The 24,280-nt window shown below is 72.1% G+C and carries 24 protein-coding genes and 2 tRNA genes; 21 read left to right on the top strand and 5 right to left on the bottom strand.

All coding sequences use genetic code 11. The annotated features are described in order from the left end of the window. Positions 1–139 precede the first annotated feature (139 nt). From SCMU_RS15260 to SCMU_RS15240, 5 genes are all read left to right on the top strand, one after another. Entirely contained in the window at positions 140–508 is a 369-nt protein-coding gene (locus tag SCMU_RS15260) for a LysM peptidoglycan-binding domain-containing protein (RefSeq protein WP_229229958.1), read from the top strand. Positions 509–637: 129 nt separating this feature from the next. Beyond that, positions 638–709, top strand: a tRNA-Thr gene (locus tag SCMU_RS15255). Positions 710–713: 4 nt separating this feature from the next. Further along, positions 714–787, top strand: a tRNA-Met gene (locus tag SCMU_RS15250). A 157-nt stretch (positions 788–944) separates the two neighbouring features. Next, the gene (locus SCMU_RS15245; RefSeq protein WP_229229957.1) at positions 945–2,012 is read left to right on the top strand and encodes an acyltransferase family protein; all 1,068 of its coding nucleotides are present in this window, start codon (positions 945–947) and stop codon (positions 2,010–2,012) included. Next, positions 2,009–2,998 (top strand): aldo/keto reductase, encoded by a 990-nt coding sequence (locus tag SCMU_RS15240; protein ID WP_229229956.1) that lies wholly within the window; start codon positions 2,009–2,011, stop codon positions 2,996–2,998. The genes SCMU_RS15245 and SCMU_RS15240 overlap by 4 nt, the downstream gene beginning before the upstream one ends. A gap of 48 nt (positions 2,999–3,046) precedes the next feature. Here SCMU_RS15240 and SCMU_RS15235 read toward each other — a convergent pair whose 3' ends face one another. Further along, complete coding sequence (locus SCMU_RS15235; RefSeq protein ID WP_229229955.1) at positions 3,047–4,303, bottom strand: ROK family protein; 1,257 nt, start codon at positions 4,301–4,303, stop codon at positions 3,047–3,049. Positions 4,304–4,405: 102 nt separating this feature from the next. Here SCMU_RS15235 and SCMU_RS15230 point away from each other — a divergent pair, with 102 nt between their 5' ends. From SCMU_RS15230 to SCMU_RS15210, 5 genes are all read left to right on the top strand, one after another. After that, a complete protein-coding gene (locus tag SCMU_RS15230) occupies positions 4,406–6,109 on the top strand; it encodes a glycoside hydrolase family 13 protein (RefSeq protein WP_229229954.1) in 1,704 nt (567 codons plus the stop codon). Positions 6,110–6,205: 96 nt separating this feature from the next. Beyond that, a complete protein-coding gene (locus SCMU_RS15225) occupies positions 6,206–6,649 on the top strand; it encodes a pyridoxamine 5'-phosphate oxidase family protein (RefSeq protein ID WP_229229953.1) in 444 nt (147 codons plus the stop codon). A gap of 126 nt (positions 6,650–6,775) precedes the next feature. Then, positions 6,776–6,946, top strand: a complete 171-nt coding sequence (locus tag SCMU_RS15220; protein ID WP_229229952.1) for a hypothetical protein — start codon at positions 6,776–6,778, stop codon at positions 6,944–6,946. Between the two features lie 76 nt (positions 6,947–7,022). Next, entirely contained in the window at positions 7,023–7,913 is an 891-nt protein-coding gene (locus SCMU_RS15215; protein ID WP_274602876.1) for an HpcH/HpaI aldolase/citrate lyase family protein, read from the top strand. 6 nt (positions 7,914–7,919) lie between these two features. After that, positions 7,920–8,144 (top strand): hypothetical protein, encoded by a 225-nt coding sequence (locus SCMU_RS15210; protein WP_229229951.1) that lies wholly within the window; start codon positions 7,920–7,922, stop codon positions 8,142–8,144. Positions 8,145–8,292: 148 nt separating this feature from the next. On the opposite strand, the gene SCMU_RS15205 is transcribed toward SCMU_RS15210, so the two are convergent. The 3 genes from SCMU_RS15205 to SCMU_RS15195 form a co-directional block, all read right to left on the bottom strand. Next, positions 8,293–10,038, bottom strand: coding sequence for a SulP family inorganic anion transporter (locus tag SCMU_RS15205; protein ID WP_443020156.1), 1,746 nt, complete (start codon positions 10,036–10,038; stop codon positions 8,293–8,295). Continuing rightward, positions 10,035–10,442: an ArsR/SmtB family transcription factor gene (locus tag SCMU_RS15200; RefSeq protein WP_229229950.1), complete on the bottom strand. Its 408-nt coding sequence runs from the start codon at positions 10,440–10,442 to the stop codon at positions 10,035–10,037. Before SCMU_RS15200 ends, SCMU_RS15205 begins: the two co-directional genes overlap by 4 nt. A gap of 62 nt (positions 10,443–10,504) precedes the next feature. Continuing rightward, a complete protein-coding gene (locus SCMU_RS15195; RefSeq protein ID WP_229229949.1) occupies positions 10,505–11,014 on the bottom strand; it encodes a hypothetical protein in 510 nt (169 codons plus the stop codon). Between the two features lie 95 nt (positions 11,015–11,109). Here SCMU_RS15195 and SCMU_RS15190 point away from each other — a divergent pair, with 95 nt between their 5' ends. The 11 genes from SCMU_RS15190 to SCMU_RS15140 all read left to right on the top strand — a co-directional run bounded on the left by SCMU_RS15190 (position 11,110) and on the right by SCMU_RS15140 (position 23,011). Beyond that, complete coding sequence (locus SCMU_RS15190) at positions 11,110–11,571, top strand: FAS1-like dehydratase domain-containing protein (protein WP_229229948.1); 462 nt, start codon at positions 11,110–11,112, stop codon at positions 11,569–11,571. Beyond that, on the top strand, positions 11,568–12,011 hold the full coding sequence (locus SCMU_RS15185; RefSeq protein ID WP_229229947.1) for a MaoC family dehydratase: 444 nt from the start codon (positions 11,568–11,570) through the stop codon (positions 12,009–12,011). Before SCMU_RS15190 ends, SCMU_RS15185 begins: the two co-directional genes overlap by 4 nt. Before the next feature lie 10 nt (positions 12,012–12,021). Beyond that, complete coding sequence (locus SCMU_RS15180; RefSeq protein ID WP_229229946.1) at positions 12,022–13,383, top strand: MFS transporter; 1,362 nt, start codon at positions 12,022–12,024, stop codon at positions 13,381–13,383. A 9-nt stretch (positions 13,384–13,392) separates the two neighbouring features. Continuing rightward, the gene (locus SCMU_RS15175) at positions 13,393–14,457 is read left to right on the top strand and encodes a UDP-N-acetylmuramate dehydrogenase (protein WP_229229945.1); all 1,065 of its coding nucleotides are present in this window, start codon (positions 13,393–13,395) and stop codon (positions 14,455–14,457) included. A gap of 26 nt (positions 14,458–14,483) precedes the next feature. Next, positions 14,484–15,266: a TetR/AcrR family transcriptional regulator gene (locus tag SCMU_RS15170; RefSeq protein ID WP_229229944.1), complete on the top strand. Its 783-nt coding sequence runs from the start codon at positions 14,484–14,486 to the stop codon at positions 15,264–15,266. Positions 15,267–15,315: 49 nt separating this feature from the next. After that, complete coding sequence (locus SCMU_RS15165) at positions 15,316–16,437, top strand: 3-hydroxyacyl-CoA dehydrogenase family protein (RefSeq protein WP_229229943.1); 1,122 nt, start codon at positions 15,316–15,318, stop codon at positions 16,435–16,437. Positions 16,438–16,447: 10 nt separating this feature from the next. Next, positions 16,448–17,638, top strand: coding sequence for an acyl-CoA dehydrogenase family protein (locus SCMU_RS15160; RefSeq protein WP_229229942.1), 1,191 nt, complete (start codon positions 16,448–16,450; stop codon positions 17,636–17,638). Positions 17,639–17,646: 8 nt separating this feature from the next. Beyond that, positions 17,647–19,329, top strand: coding sequence for an AMP-binding protein (locus SCMU_RS15155; RefSeq protein ID WP_229229941.1), 1,683 nt, complete (start codon positions 17,647–17,649; stop codon positions 19,327–19,329). A 47-nt stretch (positions 19,330–19,376) separates the two neighbouring features. Next, positions 19,377–20,594 carry an acetyl-CoA C-acetyltransferase gene (locus SCMU_RS15150; protein ID WP_443020334.1) on the top strand — a complete coding sequence of 406 codons (1,218 nt, stop codon included), beginning with the start codon at positions 19,377–19,379 and terminating at the stop codon, positions 20,592–20,594. A gap of 120 nt (positions 20,595–20,714) precedes the next feature. After that, positions 20,715–21,827 (top strand): winged helix DNA-binding domain-containing protein, encoded by a 1,113-nt coding sequence (locus SCMU_RS15145; protein ID WP_229229939.1) that lies wholly within the window; start codon positions 20,715–20,717, stop codon positions 21,825–21,827. Positions 21,828–22,051: 224 nt separating this feature from the next. Further along, on the top strand, positions 22,052–23,011 hold the full coding sequence (locus SCMU_RS15140) for a type IV toxin-antitoxin system AbiEi family antitoxin domain-containing protein (protein WP_229229938.1): 960 nt from the start codon (positions 22,052–22,054) through the stop codon (positions 23,009–23,011). 128 nt (positions 23,012–23,139) lie between these two features. Here the strand turns inward: SCMU_RS15140 and asd are convergent, their stop codons facing one another. Continuing rightward, complete coding sequence (gene asd, locus SCMU_RS15135) at positions 23,140–24,267, bottom strand: aspartate-semialdehyde dehydrogenase (RefSeq protein ID WP_229229937.1); 1,128 nt, start codon at positions 24,265–24,267, stop codon at positions 23,140–23,142. Positions 24,268–24,280 lie beyond the last annotated feature (13 nt).

Below are 24,280 nucleotides of genomic sequence, written 5' to 3'. Positions count from 1 at the left end.
GGGCTCGTGTTGTCCCTGAGAGTTCACCGGATGAGACGCCGCCAATGCCCGTGTGGTCGGCGGACGCACGATACTGTGCCGGGGTCACCCCATCCAGCGGGTCCTCCCCGCGGGGACTCGCCGACACGAAAGGTCTCTCATGGGTTTCCTGGATGACATCAAGAAGAACGTCGAGAACGTGCTCCACCGCCCGCACGACCAGCAGCAGGCACAGGCCGAGGCGCCCGTCGACGCCGCCCCCGCGGAGGCCTCGGTGGACACCGCCCCTGTCGACGCGCCGGTCGACGCCGCCCCCGCGGAGGCGCCAGCCGCAGAGGTCCCTGTCGCGGAGGCTCCGGAGGCGCCAGTCGCCGAGGCGCCCCGCGAGGTCGTCGTCGAGTCCGGCGATACCCCCTCCGGCATCGCAGCCCAGTTCGGCGTTGACCTCAACGCACTGATCGCGGCCAACGCGGATACCGTCCCGAACCCCGACCTGATCTACCCGGGCCAGGTGCTCCGACTCCCGTAGGGCAGGCCAGGACCAGGCGAGCGGAGGGTGCCCGTTGCTGGGGCGCGGGCGCCCTCCTCGCGCCGCCGGCCGAGGCGCACCGGCCGATTTGGTGAGGTCGCGGAACGTCCGGTAAAGTATCTGTCTGTTGCCCCCCTAGCTCAGTGGTAGAGCGCCATCTTGGTAAGATGGAGGTCACGGGATCGATTCCCGTGGGGGGCTCTCTGGCGGTGTAGCTCAGCTGGTTAGAGCGCACGACTCATAATCGTGAGGTCCCGGGATCGAGTCCCGGCACCGCTACGGCAAGGACCCTCGGGAGACCGGGGGTCCTTTTCGTTTGTGCTGTTCGTTGTGTTCTTTCGTTGTGTTTCGGTGTGCCCGCCAAGCGGGTACTGCTTCCTCAAAGCCGCGTCAAGGGCCGTCCGCTACACTCTCGCGGACCCGACGAGAGGAAACGATGACGGTAACAGGAACAGTACGCACAGCAGCGCCGACCCGCCCCCGCACGGACGGTCTGGGCCACATTCCGGCGCTCGACGGGATCCGTGCTCTCGCGATCACCCTCGTGGTCGCCTACCACGCCGTCATGCCGCTCCATTTCGGAGGAGCAGGCGGCGTCGACGTGTTCTTCGCCCTCTCGGGCTTCCTCATCACCACGCTCCTCCTCGAGGAGCACGATGCGCGCGGCGGCATCTCCCTGCGCCGGTTCTACGTCCGCCGCGCCGTCCGCCTCTACCCCCCGCTCCTGATGATGCTGGCGGTCGTGTTCGTCCCGGTCGCGCTCCTCATGGGCCTCGGCAACGCCGCATGGGGCTCCGTGATGGCCCTGTTCTACCTCATGCCGATCGGCGCCGAGTCCGGCGGTGACGTCCTCTCCGCCTACGCCCACACGTGGACGCTCGGGCTCGAGGAGTGGTTCTACTTCCTGTGGCCGATTGCCCTTGTCCTGCTGGTGCGCGGGGCCCGGACGGTCCAGGGCCGCCGGAAGCGCCGCACCTTCGCGGTCGCCTGCACGGCCGCCGGGGCCCTCGCCGCGGCCGCGCTCGCCCTGGAGACGGCAACGGGGCACATGTCATTCATCCTGCGTGCCTGCGGCCTCATGGCCGGGTGCGCGCTCGCCGTGTGGCTGCACCGCTCGTCCGCCACGGCGCGGCCGTGGCACGGCCCGGCCGGCCTGGCGCTCATCGCCTTCTCCGTGGTCCGCTCGTCCCTCTTCCCGCTCTCCACAGTCGACACCCTCGCTGCCGCGGGCGGGACGCTCCTGCTGATCTTCGCGATCCTGCGCGGCCCGGACGGCCCGATCCGCCGCGTGCTCTCGCTGCGGCCTCTGACGTATGTGGGCAGGATCAGCTACGAGGTCTACCTGTGGCACTACCCGCTCCTGTGCCTGGCCGGAGTGCTGGCCCACACCGAGTTCGTCGGCGTCGGCTGGATCGCCGCCCCCGCGGCGTTCGCGGTGGCCGCCGCGGCGCACGCCGCGAGCCGTCCGCTCGTGAAGTCGCTGCGGTCTAGGCTTCCGGTGTGACGTCACGACTGATCTATGGATGCATGGGCCTCGGCGGCGAGTGGGGCTCGTCGCACTATACGGAGGACGACGCCGCACGCGCCGCCGCGGCGGTCGAGGCTGCGCTCGACATCGGCATTACCCGGTTCGACCACGCCGACATCTACCGCGGCGGCACCTCCGAGGCCGTCTTCGGGGAGGTCTTGGACGGCACCGCAGGCCTGCGGGACAGGATCTGGATCCAAGGAAAGGTCGGGATCCGGCTCGGCGAGGACGGCCTCGACGGCTACTACGACCTCAGCGGCGATGCGATCCGCGTCCGCGTCGAGGCCAGCCTCGAGCGACTGCGGACCGACCACCTCGACCAGCTCCTCCTGCACCGCCCCGACCCGCTCGCCGATCCCGCGGAGGCCGGCGACGCCGTCGTGCGACTCCTCGAGGAGGGACTCATCAAGGCGATCGGCGTCTCGAACTTCTCGGCGGCCCAGATGGCGGCCCTCCAGGACCACCTGCCGGTGCCGCTCGCGGCGAACCAGCTCGAGCTGAGCCTCGGCCGGCCCGACTTCGTCGACAGCGGCATCCTGGTCAACCACCCCGAGGGCGCGTCCGTCAGCTTCCCCCACGGCACCCTAGAGCACTGCGCCCGCGCGGGCGCCGAGGTGCAGGCCTGGTCGCCGCTCGCCGGCGGACGGTTCACCGGGCGCACGACGCCGTCCGGCGGCTCCGCGGACGAGCCCACCGGGGCGGGGCCTGCGGCTGCACAGTGGGCGGCACAGCGCGCCACCACGGAGCTCGTCGCCTCGATGGCCCGCGATCGGGGGACCACGGTCGAGGCCGTCGTGCTCGGCTGGCTCATGCGGCACCCGGCGCGGATCGCACCCGTCATCGGCTCCGCCACTCCCGCACGCATCCGGGCGTGCGCGGGCGCCGAGGCGGTTGCTGCGTCGATGACGCGGCCCGAGTGGTACGCCCTCTACATCGCCGCGCGCGGGCGCCCCGTCCCCTGAGCCCATCCCGGGTGCCAATCGGGATCATGGAGAGCCCGAGCTTCGGCCTCAGGGCCTGGGGAGATCGATCTCGAGCGCGCGTTCGGCGACATCATCGAGGGCGCGGCGCACGGCTCCGAGGGCGACCGCGTCCCCGCCCAGCGCCGACACCTCGACCCGCGGGGGAGTGTCTGTCAGGGCCGGGAGCTCCGCCCGGATCCAGGGAAGGAGCGCCGACGCCGCTCCCGCCACGGCGCCGCCGAGCACCACGAGCTCCGGATTGAACACCGTGCCGAGGACGGCCACTGCCCGTGCCATGTGCCCGGCGACGCGGGCCAGGACGCGCGAGGCGCCCGGATCGCCGTCGTGCGCTGCGTCGAAGACCGCCTCCGCCGTGATGTCCTCCGGTGCGAGGCCGGCGAGCCCGCCGCGCGCCGCCTCCTCGGCGCCCCAGAGCCGCGCGAGCTGCCCGATCCCGTGCGGGCCCGGCGAGCCCTCCACGAGCCGCAGGAAGGAAAGCTCGCCCGCGCCGCCGTGACGGCCGCGGAGCAGCCGGCCCGATTCGAGCAGCCCGGCGCCGAGCCGCTCCCCGGCGAGCACGACGGCGACGTCGTCCACGCCGCGCGCCGTGCCGCGCCACTGCTCGGCGAGGGCCGCGAGGTTCGCGTCGTTCTCAAGGATCACACGCCAGCCGTGGCGCTCGGACAGGCCGGCGGCGAGTCCCACGTCGAACTGCTCCCAGAAGTCCCGCGGCGTCGCGATCTGCCCGTCCCGGTCCACCGGGGCCGCCACCCCTGCCCCCACGGCGAGGACACGCGCGGGAGAGGCCCCGGTGCCCGCCGAGGCCAGGGCCGCGAGCGCCGTCGTGCTCACGATGCCGACCCGCTCGGGACCCGCGGAGCCGGCGGGGAAGGCGCCGGTTGCCGTGGCGAGGGGCCTCCCGAGGAGGTCCGCGACGAGAGCGGTCGTCTTGGCCGCACCCATGTCGATCCCGACGACGACGCCCGCGTCCGCGCGGAAGGCGAAGGTCCGCGGCGGCCGGCCCCGGGTCGCGGCCCGGCCCCGGCCCGCGTCTGCCTGAGCGCCCTGCGCCGGGTCGAGCTCCGTGGCCCATCCTCGGGCCACGAGGTCGTCGCAGACCGCGATGACGGTGGCCCGGGTCAGGCCCGTGGAGTCCACGAGCGCTCCGGCAGTGAGCCCGCGGTTCTCGGCGCCCTGTCCCGCTTCTTGTCCCGCCTCTTGTCCCGCTTCGCGGAGGCGGCGCAGCACAGCATCGGCGTTGGCGAGCCTGACGACGTGCGGCCCTGCGGCCGGTCCCGTGCGCATCCCCTTGACCTCCCCGTCGCCTCGGCAGAATAATAGTGGTCGGCTTTGATTTAGAGTCTAAATATAACTCCCCACTCCTAACCCCATCGAACAGGAGGACCGGTGCCCGCCACCGTTCAGCCAGACCGCACGAACCCCTCCGCCGACTGGTGGCGCCAGGCCGCCGTCTACCAGATCTACCCGCGCAGCTTCGCCGACTCGAATGGGGACGGCGTCGGCGACCTCCAGGGCATCACCTCCCGCGTGCCCTACTTGGCCACGCTCGGGATCGACGCCGTGTGGCTCAGCCCCTTCTACCCGTCCGCGCTCGCGGACGGCGGGTACGACGTCGACGACTACCGCGACGTGGACCCGCGCCTCGGCACGCTCGAGGACTTCGACGAGATGGTGGGGGCCCTGCACGCCGCCGGCATCAAGGTCATCGTGGACATCGTCCCGAACCACACGTCCGACCGCCACGCGTGGTTCAAGGAGGCCCTCGCCTCTGCCCCCGGCTCCGCCGCGCGCAACCGCTACATCTTCCGCGACGGCCGGGGCGAGCACGGCGAGCTCCCGCCCAACGGGTGGACCTCGATCTTCGGCGGCGGGGCGTGGGAGCGCGTCACCGAGGCCGACGGGACGCCGGGCCAGTGGTACTTCCACCTGTTCGCCAAGGAGCAGCCGGACCTCAACTGGGACAACCCCGAGGTCCACGAGGACTTCCTGACCACGCTGCGCTTCTGGTCCGACCGCGGCGTCGACGGCTTCCGCGTCGACGTGGCGCACGGGCTCAAGAAGGACATGGACGCGGCCCACGACGACCTCGAGACCATCCACCGCGCCGACCTGTTCGACTCCGGCGAGCACCCCCTGTGGGACCGCGACGAGGTCCACTCGGTCTACGCCGAGTGGCGCAAGGTCCTCAACGGGTACACCCCGCCGCGCACCGCCGTCGCGGAGGCCTGGGTGCATGCCGACCGGCGCGCCAAGTACGCGTCGCCGGAGGGCCTCGGCCAGGCGTTCAACTTCGACCTCCTCCAGGCGGACTTCGACGCCGCACAGTTCCGGGAGATCATCACGAAGAACCTCGCCGAGGCGGCCGCCACGGGCGCGTCCTCGACGTGGGTCTTCTCGAACCACGACGTCGTGCGGCACGCCACGCGCTACGGCCTGCCCAAGGGATCGGGTCGCGGTGGCGCGGGCGCGGACGGCAAGGACTGGCTGCTCGACGGCGGCGACCCGGCCGACGTCGACGCCGCGCTCGGGCTGCGCCGGGCCAAGGCGGCGACGGCCCTCATGCTCGCGCTCCCCGGCTCCGCCTACCTCTACCAGGGCGAGGAGCTCGGGCTCCAGGAAGTGGGGCGCATCCTGGACAGGGACCGTCAGGACCCCACCTTCTTCCGCAACCGCGGCGTCGAGGTGGGACGCGACGGCTGCCGCGTCCCGTTGCCCTGGGACGCTACGCCGGCCGAGGGCTCGTCCTTCGGCTTCGGAGCCGGCACTGCCCACCTGCCGCAGCCGGCGTGGTTCAAGGACTATGCCGTGAGCGTGGAGGAGAAGGACCCGGGCTCGACCCTCGCCTTCTACCGGCGGGCGCTCGCCCTGCGGCGCGAGCTCGAGGGGCCGGAGCGGCTCGAGTGGGTCGAGGCGGCGGACCGCGACGTGCTGCACTTCGTGCGGCCGAGCGACGCCGGCGCCTGGCACGTCGTGGCCAACTTCGGCGAGGTCCCGACGCCGCTGCCCGACGGCGAGGTCCTCCTCGCCACGGCCGAGGTCGAGGGTGGCAAGCTTCCCGGCGCCGCTACAGCCTGGGTGCGCGTGGCCTGACACGACGCGGCACGGAGGTGCCACGGGCCGGATGTCACTTCCGCGCCGCGTGCGGCCCGGATAACGTGGGGTGAGACCATTCCAGGAGGGGCCGCCATGTCTGAGGTCAACGCAAGTTTCCTGTACGGGCAGGGAGCCCGGCACGAGAACTACGAGTTGGACGCCGAGCAGTGCTGGTCACTGCTCGGCTCCTCGGGCATAGGGAGATTCGCGTTCGCGCACGAGGGCCGGATTGCGGTGTACCCCGTCGGCTACCTCGTCTACGGGGGCGCCGTGTACTTCCGGACCTCTCCGAAGGGGACCGTGTCCCAGAGCCTGCCGCAGGACGGCGTGGCGCTCCAGATCGACGCGACCCAGCCCGCGCAGAAGTCGGGCTGGTCGGTGATGGTGAGCGGCCGTGCGGAGGCTGTCGAGGACTCCGCCGAGCTGACGGCGCTGTTCGGCCAGATGACAGACGAGCCCTGGGCGGGGGGTGTGCGGGACCTGTTCGTGCACATCCGGCCCGAGGAGCTCACGGGGCGCCGCGTCTACCTCGCGTAGCGGGGCTGGGACACCGTTAAGGGTTTATAAAATCGCTTGACATAAAAATGATGCCGCCGTGAACTGAAGGCATCGAGTTGGCTGGGGAGCCCGATTCTTCGACAGAACGCTAGTCAGGAGAGTCCCATGCCCGAGCAGGAAACGGCCCCCACTGCCACTGTGACGGACGATCCGGCACCGGGCGAGGCCCGCCTGCCGGTCGTCAAGGCCATCGCCGTTCCCGGCCTGCCCGCGGGCATCCGCTGGTGGGAGGCCTGCGGGGGATGGAGCGCCCGGTACTCGCTCGGGACATTCTGAGGCTGCGCGTCGCGCCGGTTCGGCGGTGTCGCCTTTCGATGTGCGCGTGCGGCATGCGCGGCGATACGGTTGATCCATGACGTCAACTGCCTCCGCCGATTCGACCCAACCGGCCACCGCCGAGCGGCCCTCCGCCCCGGCCCGGGCGATCAGCCCCGAGATCGCCCGCTCATGGCTTCTGGTCAACGCGATGAAGACGGAATTGTTCGGCGAATCGGCGGCCTCGCGCGCTGACGCGGTCATCCTCGACATCGAGGACGCGGTCGATCCCTCGCACAAGGACGAGGCCCGTGAGAACGTCTCGCGGTGGCTCGCCGACGGCGGCCGCGCGTGGGTGCGGGTCAATGACGCCACGAGCCCGTTCTGGGCCGACGACCTCGCCGGGCTCCGCGGCAACCCTGGCCTGCTCGGTGTGGTGCTCGCCAAGACCGAATCCGCCGACCAGGTGACCGAGAGCTTCCACCGCATGGACGGCAAGACCCCGGTGATCCCGCTCGTCGAGTCGGCGGTGGGCATCGAGGAGGCCAACCACATCGCGAAGGCCCAGGGCGCCTTCCGGCTCGCGTTCGGCTCGGGCGACTTCCGCCGCGACACCGGCATGGCCGCGACCCCGGAGGCGATGGCCTATCCACGGGCCAAGCTCGTTGTCGCCTCGCGCGTGGGCAATCTCCCGGGCCCGATCGACGGGCCGACCGTCGGGACCAACCACCCGATCCTGCGGGAGCAGAGCGCGATCACGGTCATGATGGGCATGACCGGCAAGCTGTGCCTCGCGATCGACCAGACCACGGTGATCAACGAGGTCATCTCCCCGACGCCGAGCGACGTCGCGTGGGCCTCGGACTTCATGAGCGACTTCGAGGCGAACGGCCGCGTGATCAGGGACGGCTCGGACCTCCCGCGTCTGGGCCGGGCCGAGAAGATCATGAAGCTCGCGAACGCCTTCGGCGTGCGTCCAGCGCTCTAGCCCGACGTGACGAACGACTTCTGGGAGGCTGCCTCCCCCCTGTACAAGAAGACCGTGCTCACCGGCATGGCCTTCCTCGGCGTCGGGATCGTGCTGAGCATCATCGGCAACTTCGGCCACATCCTGTGGCTCACCTATGCCTCGATCGCGATCATCGGCATCGGCCTCGTGGTGCACCTCGTGGGCCTCGGGATCAGGGTCCGGGACGCGAAGCGCCGCGCCGGCCGCTGACGCCTGCCCCACCCACTTGCGTCTAAGAGTCACCTCCTGGGAGTCACCCTCTGAAGGTCACCTCCTGACAGTCACGTCCAGCGCCTTGACCCGCAGAAGGCGCCCTTCAGGAGCTGACTCTCAGGAGCTGACCTTCAGGAGCCGACTCTCAGGCGGAGGGGGTGGGGCCCGCAGCGCTCGCGGTGTGGGCCCGGGCGCGGCGCACGTGGCTCCGGGCGTGTTCCACGGCGTCCGCGAGGGAGTCGAAGAGATGCCGGTGGTGCCGCAGCTCCGCGATGACCCCGACACTGCGGACGAGCTCGAGGTGCTGGTCCTGAACGCCCTTGAGCAGCACCGTGATGCCCCGCGCCTCGAGGGTCCGGATGACCTCGACGAGGGCCTGTGCCCCCGTCGCATCGAGATACCTGAGCTGGGACAGCCTCAGCACGACGACCTCGACGCCCTGGACCGCGGCGAGGCCGGCGATCTCTTCGAGGATCCTCTCCGCCGCCCCGAAGAACATGAGGCCGTCGAGCCGGAAGACGGCGATGTGCTCGTCGCCGTCGTGCGCCGGGCCGGCGATCGGCTCGCGCCGGACTCCGCCGAGCTTCGCGAACTGGCGCAGCGTGAGCAGGGCTGCGGCGACGAGTCCGATCTGGATCGCCACGATGAGGTCGAACGAGACGGTGATGACGGCGGTGAGCACGAACGCGAGGGCGTCGTGCCGCGTGGAGCCGAGGATCCGGCGCGCCGTCCGCACCGAGACCATCCGGGCGGCCGTGACCATGAGCACGCCCGCGAGCGCGGCAAGGGGGATCTGCGCCACGAGCGGCGCGGCGAGGTAGACGACGCCCACGAGCACCAACGCGTGCACGATCGCTGCCACACGCGAGCGCCCGCCCGAGCGGACGTTGACGGCGGTCCTGGCGATCGCCCCGGTGGCCGGCATCCCGCCGAACAGGCCGCCGGCGAGCGAGGCAAGGCCCTGGCCGACGAGCTCGCGGTCCGGGTTGTAGGGGCCAGTCGTCCGGCCGTCGGGGCCGGTGAGCCCGGAGGCCACCCGCGCCGAGAGCAGTGACTCGATGGCCGCGAGCGCCGCGATCGCGAGGGCCGGCCCGGCGAGCTCCGGGAGGTCCGAGAGGGTCACGCCAGGCAGCGACGGCGCCGGGAGCGACGTGGGCAGCGCGCCGATCCGCTCGACGTCGAGCCCCAGGAGGCCCACTCCGAGCGTCGCGACGAGGATCGCGATGAGGCTCCCCGGCAGTGCCCGGTGGATCCGCGGGACCAGGAGCGTCACCGCCGCGACGAGCACGACGACGCCGATGCTCGCCACCGCGCGCGGCCACGGCGCCGCGCCGATCGCCTCTGCCGCGGTGACCGCTGTGTTCTGCCCCGGCGCGACATGCGCGGACACCGCGGGCGGCACCTGCTGCAGGAAGATGATGACCCCGATCCCGAGCGTGAATCCCTCCACGACGGGCCACGGGATGTACGCGACCGCCCGGCCGAGCCGCGATGCGCCGAGCAGCACGATGAGGATCCCCGCCATGACCGAGAGCAGGGCGACCGCGCCGACCCCGTGCGAGGCGACGATCGGGGCGAGGACCACGACCATGGCGCCCGTGGGCCCCGAGACCTGCACGTGTGAGCCGCCGAAGACGGCCGCGACGAGGCCAGCGACGATCGCCGTCACGATCCCGGCCTCGGCGCCCACGCCGGAGCTGACGCCGAACGCGAGCGCGAGGGGGAGCGCGACGATGCCGACGGTGAGGCCCGCGAGGAGGTCGCCGCGCCAGGTCCGCCGCAGCGAGGCGTAGTCGGACGCGTGGGGAAGCAGGGCCACCGCGCCGCCGAGCAGTCGGCCAGCGGTGCCGCGAGGGACGAGCCCTGCGCGGGGCGAGTCGGCGGCGCTCACCGCGCTGCGCCGTCGTGCGTCGAGGCGGTGCTGAGCACGGGTCCGGCGCCCACCGCGGGCAGGGCCGAGGCCGCCTCGAGCTGCTCACGGGTGTCGGTGAGGGTGTCGAGCAGGAAGGTGCGGGCGATCGCGAGGAGCTCGGCGATCTTCGGGTGGGCGAGCGAGTAGGTGACGCTGTTGGCGGTGCGGACGCTCGTGACGACGCGGTGGCGGCGCAGCGTCGCGAGGTGCTGGGACAGGTGGGAGGCCTCGAGGCCCGTGCCCTCGAGGAGCTCGCTCACCGGGCGGGACTGGCCGGGGGAGTCGGCGAGGATCTCGAGGATCCGGATGCGCGCGGGGTGGGCGAGGCCCTTGAACAGGTTCGCCTTGATCTCGTAGAGCGGCGCCTCGCGGTCGCTGAACATGGGCAGGCCCTCCTGGCATCCAGATGATGGATTGATGAATCCATCATACCGTCAATCCCCTCTCACCGGTGCGGTGCGATGAAGACCACCGTCAGCAGAGTCAGTCCGGCAAGCGCCATCCCCAGGGAGACGGCCGCGAAGTAGAGGCCCTGCGCAGCCTCGGGCCAGATGTCCAGGGCCACAACGACGAGCGAGCCGATAAGCCCCAGAACGAGGGGCCCTCCGACGCCCAGGTAGAGTGCCCTGAGCCTCAGCAGCGGCCGAGAGTCCATCTTCCCGAATGACTTCGATTCGGGAGAGAAGGTGTCCGTCAACCACAGGACGACGAAGAGGACGAGTGCGAGCACAGCGGACGGGAGCCAGAGAGTGCGTCCGGCCAAGCCGAATCGGCTGAGAGCCGCCGGGGTGAGTGAAGACATCAGGACCCAGACCCCCACCCACGTGACATACCGTATTGTCGAGACGACGAACGGGTCGCTTGAATCAGCACTCCTCACGCTGATGAGTGCCCCGAAGCCCACGAAGATCCCGGCGATCTCCGCCAGCTGGAGTAGCAGTCCAGGATCCGGCATGTGGCACCTCCCTCGGGGCTCACGGTGCACGGTACGCGTGGGCACGTCCGTGGGCCAGCCCCCAGAGAGCCGGTGCCACCCGATAGGCTTTCACCATGGCCATCAACCCCGACCTCGCCGGTCGCGTCTACCCGCCCGCCGAGGTGTACGACGTCGGCCGCGAGAAGATCCGTGAGTTCGCCCGCGCCGTCAAGGCAGAGCATCCCGCACACTACGATGTCGAGGCCGCGCACGCCCTCGGACACGCAGACCTCGTCGCGCCGCCGACGTTCGCGATCATCGTGGCCCAGCGCGCGGACGCGCAGCTCATCGCGGACCCCGAGTCCGGCATCGACTTCTCCCGCGTGGTGCACGCCGAGCAGCGCTTCACGCACCACCGGCCCATCGTCGCGGGAGACCGCCTGAGCGCAGAGCTGCACGTGGACACCGTCCGCGCGATGGGCGGCGGGGCGATGATCACCACGCGCGCTGAGATCACCGCGGTCGGCGAGGGGAACGGCGGCGGCAAGGTCGCCACGACCGTCTCGTCGATCCTTGTGAGGGGGGAGGGCCAGTGAGCCGGACGCCGGCCTTCGAAAGCCTCGAGAAGGGCGCCGAGATCGGCAGGCGCGAGGTCCCCGTGACACGCTCCGACCTCGTGAAGTACGCCGGGGCGTCCGGGGACTTCAACCCGATCCACTGGAACAACGACTTCGCCGCCGCCGTCGAGCTGCCCGGGGTGATCGCGCACGGGATGTTCACGATGGGTGCGGCCGTCCAGCTCGTCACCGACTGGGCGGGCGACCCGGGCGCCGTCGTCGACTACCAGACGCGCTTCACGAAGCCGGTCCCCGTCGCGGACACGACCGGCACGGACGAGCCGGGAGCGGTCCTCGAGATCGTGGGGACGGTCGGAGCCCTCGACCCCGAGGCGCGGACAGCGCGCATCGACCTCACGGTCACCAGCGCCGGCCAGCGGGTGCTGACCAAGGCCCAGGCCGTGGTCCGGCTCGGCTGAGCCGACCGGAATGACCCGCGCCCCCGCGCCGGCAGCCTCCGCGCCGGCCGTCCCGGTGGACGTCCGGCGGTGGCACCTTGCTGTCGTGGCCGCGTACGCGGCGAGCGGGCTCGCGTTCTCGAGCTGGGTCTCACGCGTCCCCGCGCTGAGGACCGACCTTGACCTCACGCCCGCCGGCGTCGGCCTGCTCCTGCTGTGCATGACGCTGGCCTCGTTCGCGTCCGTCTCGGCGTCTGGGCTCATCGTGATCCGGCTGGGCTCCGCCCGGACCATCCAGGCCGGATCGGTCCTCGTGGGGGCCGGGCTGGTGCTGCTCGGCCTCGGAGCGAGCGTGTTCCAGTCAACCGTGGCCGCCGCCGTGGGCTTCGCCGTGATCGGTCTCGGGACGGCGAGCTGGAACACAGCCTCGAACGTCGAGGGCGCCGCGGTGGAGCGAGCCCTGAAGCGCTTCATCATGCCCCGGCTGCACGGCTCGTTCAGCCTCGGCACCGTGGCCGGTGCCATCCTGGGCGCGTGGGCCGCCGCCGTTGGGGTACCGCTCGCGTGGCACCTCGGGATCGCCGGCGTGGTCGTGGCCGGCGCCGTGGTCACGGCCGGGACGTTCCTCCGGGCCGACGTCGCGCGCCGCGAGCGCGAGGCAGGCGCTGCCGCCGGTGGGGCGCGGACGCACGACGGCGGCCCGGTCGCCGCCGGGCAGCGCGCGCCGTCGTCCGTGCTCGCCGCCGCGGAAGGGGAGTCGGCAGCGGCAGAGGCCGCGGCCCCTGCGGCGGCGGACTCCCCGGGCGGCCGCGCCCAGGTCGCGGCGGCGTGGAGGGACCGCCGCACGGTCCTGCTCGGTGTCATGGTCCTGGGCCTCGCGCTCGCGGAGGGTGCGGCGGGGGACTGGGTGGCGCTCGCGCTCGCGGACGGGTACGGGGTCTCCCAGGCCGCCGGCGCGGCCGGGTACAGCGTGTTCGTCTGCGCGATGGCCGCCGGCCGGTTCCTCGGCACCCCCGTCCTGAACCGGCACGGCCGGGTCACGGCCCTGCGCGTGTGCGGCATCCTCGCGCTCGTGGGGCTCGCGCTGTTCGTGCTCGCGCCCGCGCTGTGGCTCGCGTTCGCGGGCCTCGTGGTGTGGGGGCTGGGCGCATCGCTCGGCTTCCCCGTCGGCATGTCCGCCGCCGCGGACGACCCCGTCCACGCCGCGGCCCGCGTCTCGGTCGTCTCGACGATCGGCTACGGCGCGTTCCTCTGCGGGCCGCCGCTGCTCGGGTTCGTCGCCGAGTTCACGGGCGTGCGGTACTCGCTCCTGACTGTGCTGCTGTTTGTCGTGATCTCCGTGGCCCTGGCCGGCCAGGCTGCGCGGCGGACCGTCGCCCCCGTCACCGCCTAAGCTTGACGGGTGAGCCAGACCCTCCTGTCCTCCCTGACCACCTCCGCCGTGGGCGGCCCGGCGGCGCGCTTCGAGGAGGCGCGCACCGAGGCCGAGATCATCGATGCCGTCCGCACGGCGGACGCCGCCGGCGAGCCGCTGCTGATCATCGCGGGCGGCTCGAACCTCGTCGTGTCCGACGATGGCTACCCCGGCACGGTGCTGAAGATCGCCTCCGAGGGGCTCGCCGTCAACTCGGCCGACTCGTGCGGGGGCGTCTCCGTCCAGGTCCAGGCGGGACACCCGTGGGACGCGTTCGTCGAGCACGCCGTGCACCACGCGTTCAGTGGAGTCGAGGCCCTCTCGGGCATCCCCGGCTCGGCAGGCGCCACGCCCGTGCAGAACGTCGGCGCGTACGGGCAGGACGTCTCGCAGACCGTCTGGCAGGTCCGCACGTGGGACCGGGAGGCGGGCGCGGTCCGCACCTTCGTCCCCTCCGAGCTGAAGTTCGGCTACCGCGACTCGATCCTCAAGCGGACCACCGTGAACGGCTCGCCGCGCTACGTGGTGCTGACCGTCGAATTCCAGCTCGCGCTGGGCCGCATGGGCGCGCCGGTCCGGTACGCGGAGCTCGCCCGCGCGCTCGGAGTCGAGCAGGGCCAGCGCGCCTACGCGACGGACGTGCGCCGCGAGGTCCTGCGGCTGCGCGCGTCCAAGGGCATGGTCCTCGACCCGGCCGACCGGGACACGTATTCGACCGGCTCGTTCTTCACGAATCCGGTGCTGACCGAGGCAGAGGCCGCGGCGCTCCCGGAGGGCGCCCCGCGCTACCCGGCTGGCGAGGGGCTCGTCAAGACGTCCGCCGCGTGGCTCATCGACCACGCGGGCTTCCCGAAGGGCCACGGCCTCGCGCCGGACAGCGTCTCGGGCGGCCGGGCGTCCCTGTCCACGAAGCACACGCTCGCTCTGACCAACCGCGGCGAGGCGACGGCCAAGGACCTCCTGGCGCTCGCCCGCGAAGTGCGCGACGGCGTCCGCGCCCGCTTCGGGATCGAGCTGCACAACGAGCCGCTGCTCATCGGGCTCGAGCTGTGAGCGCGCACAGTGCGGAGGGAGCAGCCATGAGCGACCGCAGGGTTCCCGATCCGGCCCGGCGCCGTCTCGACGTCGCTGCCGTGGCCGTGCGGCTCTACGCCGAGCACGGATACGAGGCCACGAGCGCCGACCAGATCGCGGCGGCCGCCGGACTCTCCCGGAGCACCTTCTTCCGCCAGTTCCGCTCGAAGGAGGACGTGGTCTTCGCCGACCACGACACGCTCCTCGAACAGGCCGGCGCCTTCCTCGCCGAGCCGCACCCGGACCCGTGGGAGGCGGTGTGCCGGGCCGCGGAGCTCGTCTTCGCGCACTTCGCCGCACTCGGGGATCTGGCACACCTGCGCTATGAGGTCGTGCGGCGCGAGCCCGGCCTGCGCGACAAGGAACTCGTGACGACCTTCCGCTACGAGAGGCTGTTCCGCGGCTACCTGCTCGCGGCGCTTCCCGGCCTCGACCCGCTCGACGCCGTGCGTTTCGCCGCCACGGTCGTCTCGACCCAGAACTACTGCCTCCGAGGTCTCATGCGCGGCGAGCCCGGCTTCGACGCCCGACGCCTCACCGCCGAGCTGGACACCGTCCGCCGGCTCTTCGGCGTGGCCCCGGTGGAGAGCGCCGGCGAGGACGGAGGCGCAGGCGCGCACGACGCCGGCCCTGCCGCCGCGCGCGGCAGGCTCACCCAGAGTGGGGGTGCTGACGAGGCACCTCGCCCCGACGACATCGTCGTGGCCGTCTTCCCGCGGTCCGCGGCCCCGGAGGACATCGCCCGGAAGGTCAGGGAGGCCCTCGGACGCCGCCCAGCCCAGAAGTGATACGGCGTTTCACTTGACCTGAGACTGAGTTTCACGATTTCATGGGGGTGTGCCCCACCTCATCTCGGCCGCCCCGACAGCGGCAGCCAGCCCCGCGCCGTCGTCCGCCCAGAGCCCCGTGACCGCCGTGGGCGTGATCGGCGCAGGCCTCATGGCCAGCCAGCTCGCCACGCTCTTCGCACAGCAGCTCCGCGTCCCCGTGACGATGAGCGACCTCTCCGCCGAGCGGGTCGACGCCGCGCTCGCCGGCATCCGGTCCCGCCTCGGGCGGGCCGAGTCCAAGGGCCGCCTCCAGGCCGGCGAGGCAGAGGAGATCGCCGCGCTCATCACCGGCACGACGGACCCCGCGGACTTCGCCGGCTGCGACGCCGTGATCGAGGCCGTGTTCGAAGAGCTGTCGGTCAAGCGCCAGGTGTTCGCCGCCGCCGAGGCCGCGATTGGCCCGGACGCGCTCCTGCTGACCAACACGTCCTCCCTCTCGGTCGAGGCGATGGCCGAGGCCCTGAAGCACCCCGAGCGCGTGGTCGGCTTCCACTTCTTCAACCCGGTCGCGGTCCTGCCGCTCCTCGAGCTCGTGCGAACCCCGGTCGCCTCGGACGCAGCGATGGCCGCCGCCGCGGACCTCGCCGCCGCGCTCGGCAAGACGGCGGTCCCGGTCGCGGACGCGCCCGGCTTCGTGGTCAACCGCCTCCTCACGCGCCTCTTCGCGGAGGTCCTCGCCGAGACCGAGGCGACCGCCGCCGCGGGCGGTGACCCGCTCGCCGTCGACCGGGCCCTCGCACCCTGGAACCTGCCGATGACGCCGCTGACACTCATCGACTACATCGGCACCGCCGTCCAGCAGCACATCTGTGCCACGATGCACCGCGCCTTCCCCGAGCGGTTCCCGCTCTCGCCGTGGCTCGCCGCCGCCGCGGAATCCGGCGTGCGCCGGCTCCTCGCGGACGACGGCGGCCTCTCACCCGAGGCGGCCGCCCTCCTGGCGCAGGGGCCCGGGACCGGGCCCGTCGACCCCGCCAGGGTCCTCGAGCGCGTCCGCGTGGCCCTCGCCGAGGAGGTCGAGATCATGCTCGCGGAGGGCGTCGTCGCCTCGGAGGAGGACATCGACCGCTGCATGGTGCTCGGCGCCAACTACCCTGCCGGCGGGCTCACCCCGCTCCTGGCCCGCTGAAAGGAATCCCGTGCCCGACTACGACGTCTCCGAAGCCCTCGACACCGACTACTACGCGGTGTTCTCCGCGTCCGGCAGCATCACTGACCAGGACCGCGCCCACTGGGGGCGCGCCCGCGCGTTCATCGACGAGGCCCTGCCGCAGATGAACGAGTACTGGGACCGCGCCGAGTACCCGCTCCACCTCGCCAAGCGCATGGGCGAGCTCAACCTCCTCGCGGACGGGATCGAGGTCCCCGGCCTCGAGCCCATGAGCCCCCTCGCGGCGGGCCTCGTGAACATGGAGATCTCCCGCGGGGACGGGTCCCTCGGCACGATCGTCGCGGTCCAGGGCGGCCTCGCGCTCCGCTCGATCGCCTTCCACGGCTCCGAGGCGCAGAAGGAGCGCTGGCTCGGCCCGCTGGCCCGCGGCGAGGAGCTCGGCTCGTTCGCCCTCACCGAGCCGGACCACGGCTCCGACTCCGTGAGCCTCGAGACCACCGCCCACCGCGAGGGCGACCACTGGGTCCTCAACGGCGAGAAGAAGTGGATCGGCAACGGCGCCTCGGGCGGCGTGACGGTCGTGTGGGCGCGCGACGACGAGGGCAACGTCCGCGGCTTCCTCATCGAGCAGGACACCGAGGGCTACGACGCCGAGGTCATCACCGGCAAGGGCTCGCTCCGTGCCATCCACCAGGCCCGCATCCGCCTCACCGACGCGCGGATCCCCGCCGAGAACGTGCTCCCGGGCACCAAGACGTTCAAGGACACCTCGAAGGTGCTCGTCGCGACCCGCCTCGGCGTTGCCTGGTCCGCGCTCGGCCACGCCACGGCGTGCTACGAGGCCGCCGTGAACTACGCCAACCAGCGCGTCCAGTTCGGCAGGCCGCTGGCCACGTTCCAGCTCGTCCAGGACCGCCTGTCCCAGATGCTCGCCGAGCTCACGAGCATGCAGCTGCACTGCGTCCACCTCGCCGCCCTCGACGCGCGCGGCGAGATGCGCCCCACGCAGGCGTCCATGGCCAAGTACCACAACACCCGCAAGGCCCGGCTCATCGCCTCCACGGCCCGGGACCTGCTCGGCGGCAACGGCATCCTGCTGGAGAACCACGTGGTCCGCCACATGATGGACATCGAGTCGATCCACACGTACGAGGGCACCGAGAGCGTCCAGGCCCTCCTGATCGGGCGCGACGTCACCGGCGTCGGCGCGTTCGCGTAGGGGCCCGCGTGCACGCCGCCAACAACACGCCACGGGCCAACTACTCCGCTCTGAGCCCACTGCGCTTCCTCGAGCGCTCCGCCGCCGTCTTCCCGGACCGCGTCGCCATCGAGCACGGCGCCCGCCGCTACACGTACGCCGAGTTCGGCGCCGCGGCCCAGCGGCTCGCCAAGGCCCTCGCCGCCCGCATCGCCCCCGGCGACCGGGTCGCGTTCCTCGCCCCCAACGTGCCCGAGCTGCTCATCGCCCACTTCGCTGTGCCCCTCGCCGGCGGGGTCCTCGTGGCGCTCAACACGCGCCTCGCGGCGCACGAGGTCGCGTACATCCTCGAGCACTCCGAGGCCGCGCTCCTGTTCGCGGACACGGAACTGCTCGAGACGGTCGACGGCGTCGCGCGCCTGGGCGGCCCGGCCGCCGGGGTGCCAGTCGTCGTGGTGCCCGATGGGGAGGTTCCGGGCGCGCACGAGGCGGCCGCCGCCGTCGTGCGCTCCAGCGGCGAGGGGGAGGGCCGCGAGCTCTACGCCGACCTCCTCGCGGGCGCGCCGGACGGGCCGGACCTGCCGTGGGGCGTCGACGACGAGCAGACGCCGATCACCCTCAACTACACCTCCGGCACGACGGGCAAGCCCAAGGGCGTGCTGTACTCGCACCGCGGCGCGTACCTCAACGCGCTGGGCGAGGCGCACCACCAGGGCTTCGACGGCTCCACCCGCTACCTGTGGACCCTTCCGATGTTCCACTGCAACGGCTGGTGCACGCCGTGGGCAGTCACCGCGGCCGCCGGCACGCACGTGTGCCTGCGCGCGGTCCGCGCCGACGCGGTCTGGGACGCGCTCGACGGCGGCGTGACCCACCTCTGCGGGGCGCCCACCGTGTGCTCGATCATCGCCGACGCCGAGCGGGCGCACGAGCTCGGCGCGGCGGGCTCGGTTTCGCTGAAGATCACGACGGCGGGAGCGCCGCCGTCGCCGACGATCATCCGCCGCCTCGGCGACCTCGGCGCGACCGTGGTGCACGTGTACGGGCTCACGGAGGTGTACGGGCCGTACACGGTGTGCGAGTACCAGACCGCATGGGACTCGCTCTCCCCGGACGAGCGGGCCGCGAAGCTTTCGCGCCAGGGCGTGGGGATGGTCCAGGCCGAGACGGCGCGGGTCGTGGAGGTCGGCACGGGCGCCGAGCTGCGGGACGTCCCGGCCGACGGAGGGACGATCGGCGAGATCGTGCTGCGCGGCAACAACGTCATGCTCGGCTACTACAAGGACCCCGAGGCGACCGAGCGCGCTTTCGCCGGAGGCTGGTTCCACACCGGCGACCTCGGCGTCATGCACCCGGACGGGTACATCCAACTCAAGGACCGGGCCAAGGACATCGTCATCTCCGGCGGCGAGAACATCTCGACGATCGAGGTGGAGCAGGCCATCGTCTCCCACCCGGACGTGCTCGATGTCGCCGTGATCGGCATGCCGGACGAGCGCTGGGGCGAGCGGCCCGTGGCCTTCGTGGTCCGGGGCGGGGCCTCGGAGCTCACCGCCGAGGTCCTGTCCGCGCACGTCCGCGGGCTCCTCGCCGGGTTCAAGGTCCCGCGCGAGATCCACTTCACCGACCAGCTGCCCAAGACCTCCACGGGCAAGACCCTCAAGCACGAGCTGCGCGCCCTCGCGGCGATCGCGGCGGAAGGAGCACAGTGAGCAACCCGGAGACCCAGCCCTCCCGCCCCAGCGCAGCCCCTCAGGACATCGCGTCCCCTCAGGACGTCGTCATCATCGGCGCCGCCCGCACGCCGCAGGGCAGGCTCCTCGGCCAGCTTGCGTCGCTGACCGCCGTCGAGCTCGGCGGGACCGCGATCTCCGGTGCGCTCGGCCGCGCCGGTGTGGCGGCCGAGGACGTCGACGCCGTGATCATGGGCCACGTCCTGCAGGGGGGCGCCGGCCAGAACCCGGCACGCCAGTCCGCCGTCGCGGCCGGGATCCCGCTCACCGCGCCGGCGATCACCGTCAACAAGGTCTGCCTCTCGGGCCTCTCCGCGGTCATCGAGGCCGCGCGGATGCTGCGCCTCGGGGAAGCGTCCGTGGTGGTGGCCGGCGGCCAGGAGTCCATGAGCCAGGCGCCGCGGCTGCTCGCCGGGACGCGCGCAGGGTCCGCGTACGGGTCGATGGAGCTCGTCGACTCCACCGCACACGACGGCCTCACCGACGCATTCGACCACGAGGCCATGGGCCTGGCGACAGACAAGGCCAATGCCGCCCTCGGGCTCACCCGCGAGGCCGCCGACGCCGTCGCCGCGGCCTCGCACGTCCGCGCTGGCGCCGCACTTGCGGCCGGGGTGTGGGCCTCCGAGATCGTGCCGGTGAAGGTCCCTCAGCGCAAGGGCGCCGTGCTCGAGGTCACCGAGGACGAGGGCATCCGCCCCGACTCCACGCCCGAGACCCTCGCCCGGCTCCGCCCGGCCTTCTCCGCGGACGGCACCGTCACCGCCGGCAACGCCTCGCCCATCTCCGACGGGGCCTCCGCCGTGGTGCTGACGACCCGAGCGGAAGCCGAGCGTCGCGGGCTGGAGGTGCTCGCCGTCGTGCGCGCCCACGGGCAGATCGCCGGGCCGGATACGACGCTGCCGGACAAGCCCGCGAAGGCCATCGCCGCGGCGCTTGCGCGCGAGGGCTGGTCCGCCGGGGAGCTCGACTTCGTCGAGGTCAACGAGGCGTTCGCGACCGTGGCGGCGCACTCCGCGGACCTGCTGGGCGTGCCGATGGAGCGCGTCAACGTCAACGGCGGGGCGATCGCGATCGGCCACCCGATCGGGTCCTCGGGCGCGCGCGTGGTCGTCACGGCTGTGCACGAGCTGCTGCGCCGGGGCTCCGGCAGGGCCGCCGTGGCGCTGTGCGGCGGAGGCGGCCAGGGCGACGCGCTCCTCCTCGAGCGCTGGCCCGCCCCCCGTCTGGGGGTCGCCTTCTGAGTGGCATCTTCTGGGTGTCATCTTCTGGGGGGCACGTGATGTGGCCCCCAGAACGTGACTCCCAGAATCTGCGGACGTGTGCGGACCGGATCCGTCCGCATCCCGCGCGATGATGGGGGCATGGAACCTTCCGCGGTGCCCGTACGCACGACGGCGCTCGCCCGCCTCAGGCTCGCGGCGCAGGCCCTGCTCCCAGCCGCCTCAGTAGGGCCGGCGCTCGGGCCCGCGGCAAATCCCGCGGCGGCCGTCCGCCGGATGACGGCCCTGCAGAGCCAGGACCTCCAGTCCGGACTGCTCGCCGTCGGCCTGCGGACTGAGGCGGGCACGGCGTCCCGGGTCGCGGCCGCGCTGGCGAGCGGCGCCGTCGTGCGCACGTGGACCATGCGCGGGACGCTCTTCACCGTCGCTGCTGCGGACGTGCGGACGTTCGTGGGCCTCGCGTCGGACCGCGTGATGCGGACGGCCTCGGCGCGGCACCGCGACCTCGGGATCGCACAGGAGGACGTCGCGGTGGTGCGCAAGGTCGTGGAGGACCGGCTCGCCGGCGCGGGGATGACCCGTGCCGAGCTGTTCGAGGCATTTGAGGCGGCGGGGCAGCCTTCGGCCGCCCAGCGCGGGATCCACCTCATCTCGATCCTGAGCCACCGCCTCGTCCTCGTGCAGGGGCCGCTCCGCGGGCGGCAGCAGGAGTTCCGGCTCGCCGAAGAGTGGCTGCCCGCCGGTGCAGGCCTGAGCGGCGACGACGCGCTCGAGCACCTCGCCGGCAGGTACATCGCCTCCCACGGGCCGGTGGACGAGCGCGACTTTGCGTGGTGGCTCGGTCAGCCGATCGGGCGGGTGCGCGGGCCGTTCGCAGCGGCTGCCCGGTTGGTACCCTCCGTCGAGTGGGACGGGCGGGCGCTGTGGTGCGCACCCGAGGTCGCCGCGCTCGCGGGCGGGCGAGCCGGGGCCCGTGCCGTCGTGGCGGTGCCGGCGTTCGACGAGCTGGCCATCGGGTATCCGGACCGGTCGGTCGCGGTCCCCGACGTGCACCTCCAGCGCATCATCCCGGGGCTGAATGGGGTGTTCAAGGCCATGGTGACCGTGGGTGGGCGGGCCGTCGGCACGTGGACCAAGGGCGGCGCACCCGCGGCGCCGCGAGTGGTGCCGGAGCTGTTCGAGGACCTCGGGCCGGCGGCGTCGGCGGGTATGGTGAAGGCCCTGGCGCGCATCGAGGCCTACTGGACTGGCTGAGGACCCGCCGTGCCGCGGTCGCCGACGTGGATGGCCCCTCCCATCTGCTGCCCCGAGCCGCTTCTCCTGCGTCAATTCACACAGGAGAAGCGGGCGGCGGCAGCACATGTGGCAGCCCTCAGGGGCGAGGGGGAGCACATCCGGATGAGGTGGTCGCGGCCAGTTATCCACAGGGGGCCGGAGGTCGTTTGCGGCACCGCAGGCAGGCGGCAAGGATCGTCAGCATGGACAGGAAGACTGCTGACTCGCTCCTTCGCAGCAAGTGGCCCCAGCACGAGATCGCCACGACGGCTGCACTGCGCGAGGCCGGCATCTCGGATCGGCTCCTTGCCCACGGGGTCAGGCTCGGTGTTGTCGTCCGCCTCCGTCAGGGTGCGTACATGCCAGCGCACCGGTGGTCCTCGCTCAGGCCGTGGGAGCGCGACGCGGCCCGGATCGAAGCGCATGTGCGCAGCGCGCGTGGCACTCCCGTCTACTGTCTCAGCAGTGCCGCGATCCTCCACGGGATGTCGGTCTGGGCTGTCGGGCCCGCTGTCCATGTCGCGACGCAGAATGCAGGAGCTCAGTCAAGCCGATCGACGGACACCTTGACCCATCAGCTCTCGCTCACGGATGCGGACACCGTGACGATCGAATGGCGCGGAACGCAGGTCAGGGTGACTTCGGCTGTCCGGACGCTCGCCGACTGCCTCCGCTTCCTGCCCTACGAGCAAGCCGTGGTCATAGGTGACAGCGCAACACATCAAGGCCTCGTCAACGTCCGGTCAGTACGGGATGTCCTCGACGCGGGGTCCCCGAGGGGCCGTCGGCGCGCAGCCTCGGCAGTGGCGGCGCTCGAGCCTCTCACGGAGTCGCCGGGGGAGTCGAGGACGCGGATCCTGCTGGCGCGGCTGGGGTTCGAGAAGCCAGTGGTCCAGCTCTGGATACCGACCGCCGAAGGCCCGTATAGGGCCGACTTCGCGTGGCCGGAGCTGAAGATCATCATCGAGTTCGACGGCGAGGGGAAGTACCTGGATTATGCCCCGACGGCTGAGGTGCTGCTTGCCGAGCGCCGACGGGAGACCCTTCTCATGGAAGAGGGCTGGATCTTCGTGAGGCTTCGGTGGCCGGACCTGGACCGCCCCGACGAGGTTCGGCGGCGCATCGCGTCCGCTATCGCGCGTGCGGCACGTCGCTCGGCCTGACGGTGTTTGTCATCACCCCACACACGTGCTGCCCTGGTCCGCTTCTCCTGAGTGGATTCACCCAGCAGATCCGACCCAAGGCAGCAGATGCGAGCCCGCGGATGGGCTCGCGCGAACGGGAACCCGCCTCAGAGCGTCCCGACGGCGATCTTGAGCATGCGGCGCAGCGGCTCGGCGGCGCCCCACAGAAGCTGGTCGCCCACGGTGAAGGCGGAGATGTACTCCGGCCCCATCTCGAGCTTGCGGATGCGGCCCACGGGGATGTCGAGGGTGCCGGACGCCGCGACCGGGGTCAGCTGGTCCATCGAGGCCTGCTTCTCGTTGGGCACCACGTGCGCCCACTCGTTGTCCTCGTCGATGAGCCTCTCGATCTCGGCCACGGAGAGGTCCTCGCGCAGCTTGAGCGTGAGCGCCTGCGAGTGGGAGCGCATGGCGCCGATGCGCACGCAGAGCCCGTCCATGATCACCGGCTGAATCGTCGTGCCCGCGGCGGTGCCGAGGATCTTGTTGGTCTCGACGCCGGCCTTCCACTCCTCCTTGGACTGGCCGTTGCCGAGGTCCGCGTCGATCCACGGGATGAGCGAACCCGCGAGCGGCACGCCGAACTGCGTCGCGTCGACGCCGCCACGCTGGGCCGCGAGCACCTTGCGGTCGATCTCGAGGATGGCCGACGCCGGGTCCGACAGCTCCGCGGCCACGGCACCGTTGAGCGTGCCGAACTGGGTGAGGAGCTCGCGCATGTGGCGCGCGCCGCCGCCCGAGGCGGCCTGGTACGTCATGGACGTGCCCCACTCGACGAGATTGTTGCGGAACAGGCCGCCGAGCCCCATGAGCATGCACGAGACGGTGCAGTTGCCGCCGATGAAGTCCTTCACGCCAGAGGCGAGCCCCTCATCGATGACGCTGCGGTTCACGGGGTCGAGCACGATGATCGAGTCGTCGTTCATGCGCAGGGTCGACGCCGCGTCGATCCAGAGGCCGTCCCACCCGGCAGCGCGCAGCTGGGGGTGGACCTGCTTGGTGTAGTCGCCGCCCTGCGCGGTGACGATGATCGGCAGCTTCTTCAGCGCGTCGATGTCGTACGCGTCCTGAAGCGGGCCGGCACCCTCGGCGAACGCCGGGGCGGCGCCGCCCGCGTTGGACGTCGAGAAGAACACCGGGTCAATCGAGGCGAAATCGCCCTCGTCCTGCATGCGCTCCATGAGGACGGAGCCCACCATCCCGCGCCAGCCGACGAATCCAACGGAAGAAGTCATGCCCTCTATTCTA

The sequence above is a fragment of the Sinomonas cyclohexanicum genome (assembly GCF_020886775.1).
Classification (GTDB): Bacteria; Actinomycetota; Actinomycetes; order Actinomycetales; family Micrococcaceae; genus Sinomonas; species Sinomonas cyclohexanicum.
The sequence above is the reverse complement of the archived record's forward strand: the minus strand, read 5'-3'. Positions and strand labels throughout refer to the sequence as shown.

Excerpts from the sequence above, each read along its gene's own strand:
- asd (WP_229229937.1), bottom strand. The coding sequence starts at position 24,267 with ATGACTTCTTCCGTTGGATTCGTCGGCTGGCGCGGGATGGTGGGCTCC.
- SCMU_RS15170 (WP_229229944.1), top strand. The coding sequence starts at position 14,484 with ATGAGCGACCGCAGGGTTCCCGATCCGGCCCGGCGCCGTCTCGACGTC.
- SCMU_RS15200 (WP_229229950.1), bottom strand. The coding sequence starts at position 10,442 with ATGTTCAGCGACCGCGAGGCGCCGCTCTACGAGATCAAGGCGAACCTG.
- SCMU_RS15190 (WP_229229948.1), top strand. The coding sequence starts at position 11,110 with ATGGCCATCAACCCCGACCTCGCCGGTCGCGTCTACCCGCCCGCCGAG.
- SCMU_RS15140 (WP_229229938.1), top strand. The coding sequence starts at position 22,052 with ATGGACAGGAAGACTGCTGACTCGCTCCTTCGCAGCAAGTGGCCCCAG.
- SCMU_RS15215 (WP_274602876.1), top strand. The coding sequence starts at position 7,023 with ATGACGTCAACTGCCTCCGCCGATTCGACCCAACCGGCCACCGCCGAG.
- SCMU_RS15145 (WP_229229939.1), top strand. The coding sequence starts at position 20,715 with ATGGAACCTTCCGCGGTGCCCGTACGCACGACGGCGCTCGCCCGCCTC.
- SCMU_RS15225 (WP_229229953.1), top strand. The coding sequence starts at position 6,206 with ATGTCTGAGGTCAACGCAAGTTTCCTGTACGGGCAGGGAGCCCGGCAC.
- SCMU_RS15260 (WP_229229958.1), top strand. The coding sequence starts at position 140 with ATGGGTTTCCTGGATGACATCAAGAAGAACGTCGAGAACGTGCTCCAC.
- SCMU_RS15220 (WP_229229952.1), top strand. The coding sequence starts at position 6,776 with ATGCCCGAGCAGGAAACGGCCCCCACTGCCACTGTGACGGACGATCCG.
- SCMU_RS15195 (WP_229229949.1), bottom strand. The coding sequence starts at position 11,014 with ATGCCGGATCCTGGACTGCTACTCCAGCTGGCGGAGATCGCCGGGATC.
- SCMU_RS15180 (WP_229229946.1), top strand. The coding sequence starts at position 12,022 with ATGACCCGCGCCCCCGCGCCGGCAGCCTCCGCGCCGGCCGTCCCGGTG.
- SCMU_RS15235 (WP_229229955.1), bottom strand. The coding sequence starts at position 4,303 with ATGCGCACGGGACCGGCCGCAGGGCCGCACGTCGTCAGGCTCGCCAAC.
- SCMU_RS15245 (WP_229229957.1), top strand. The coding sequence starts at position 945 with ATGACGGTAACAGGAACAGTACGCACAGCAGCGCCGACCCGCCCCCGC.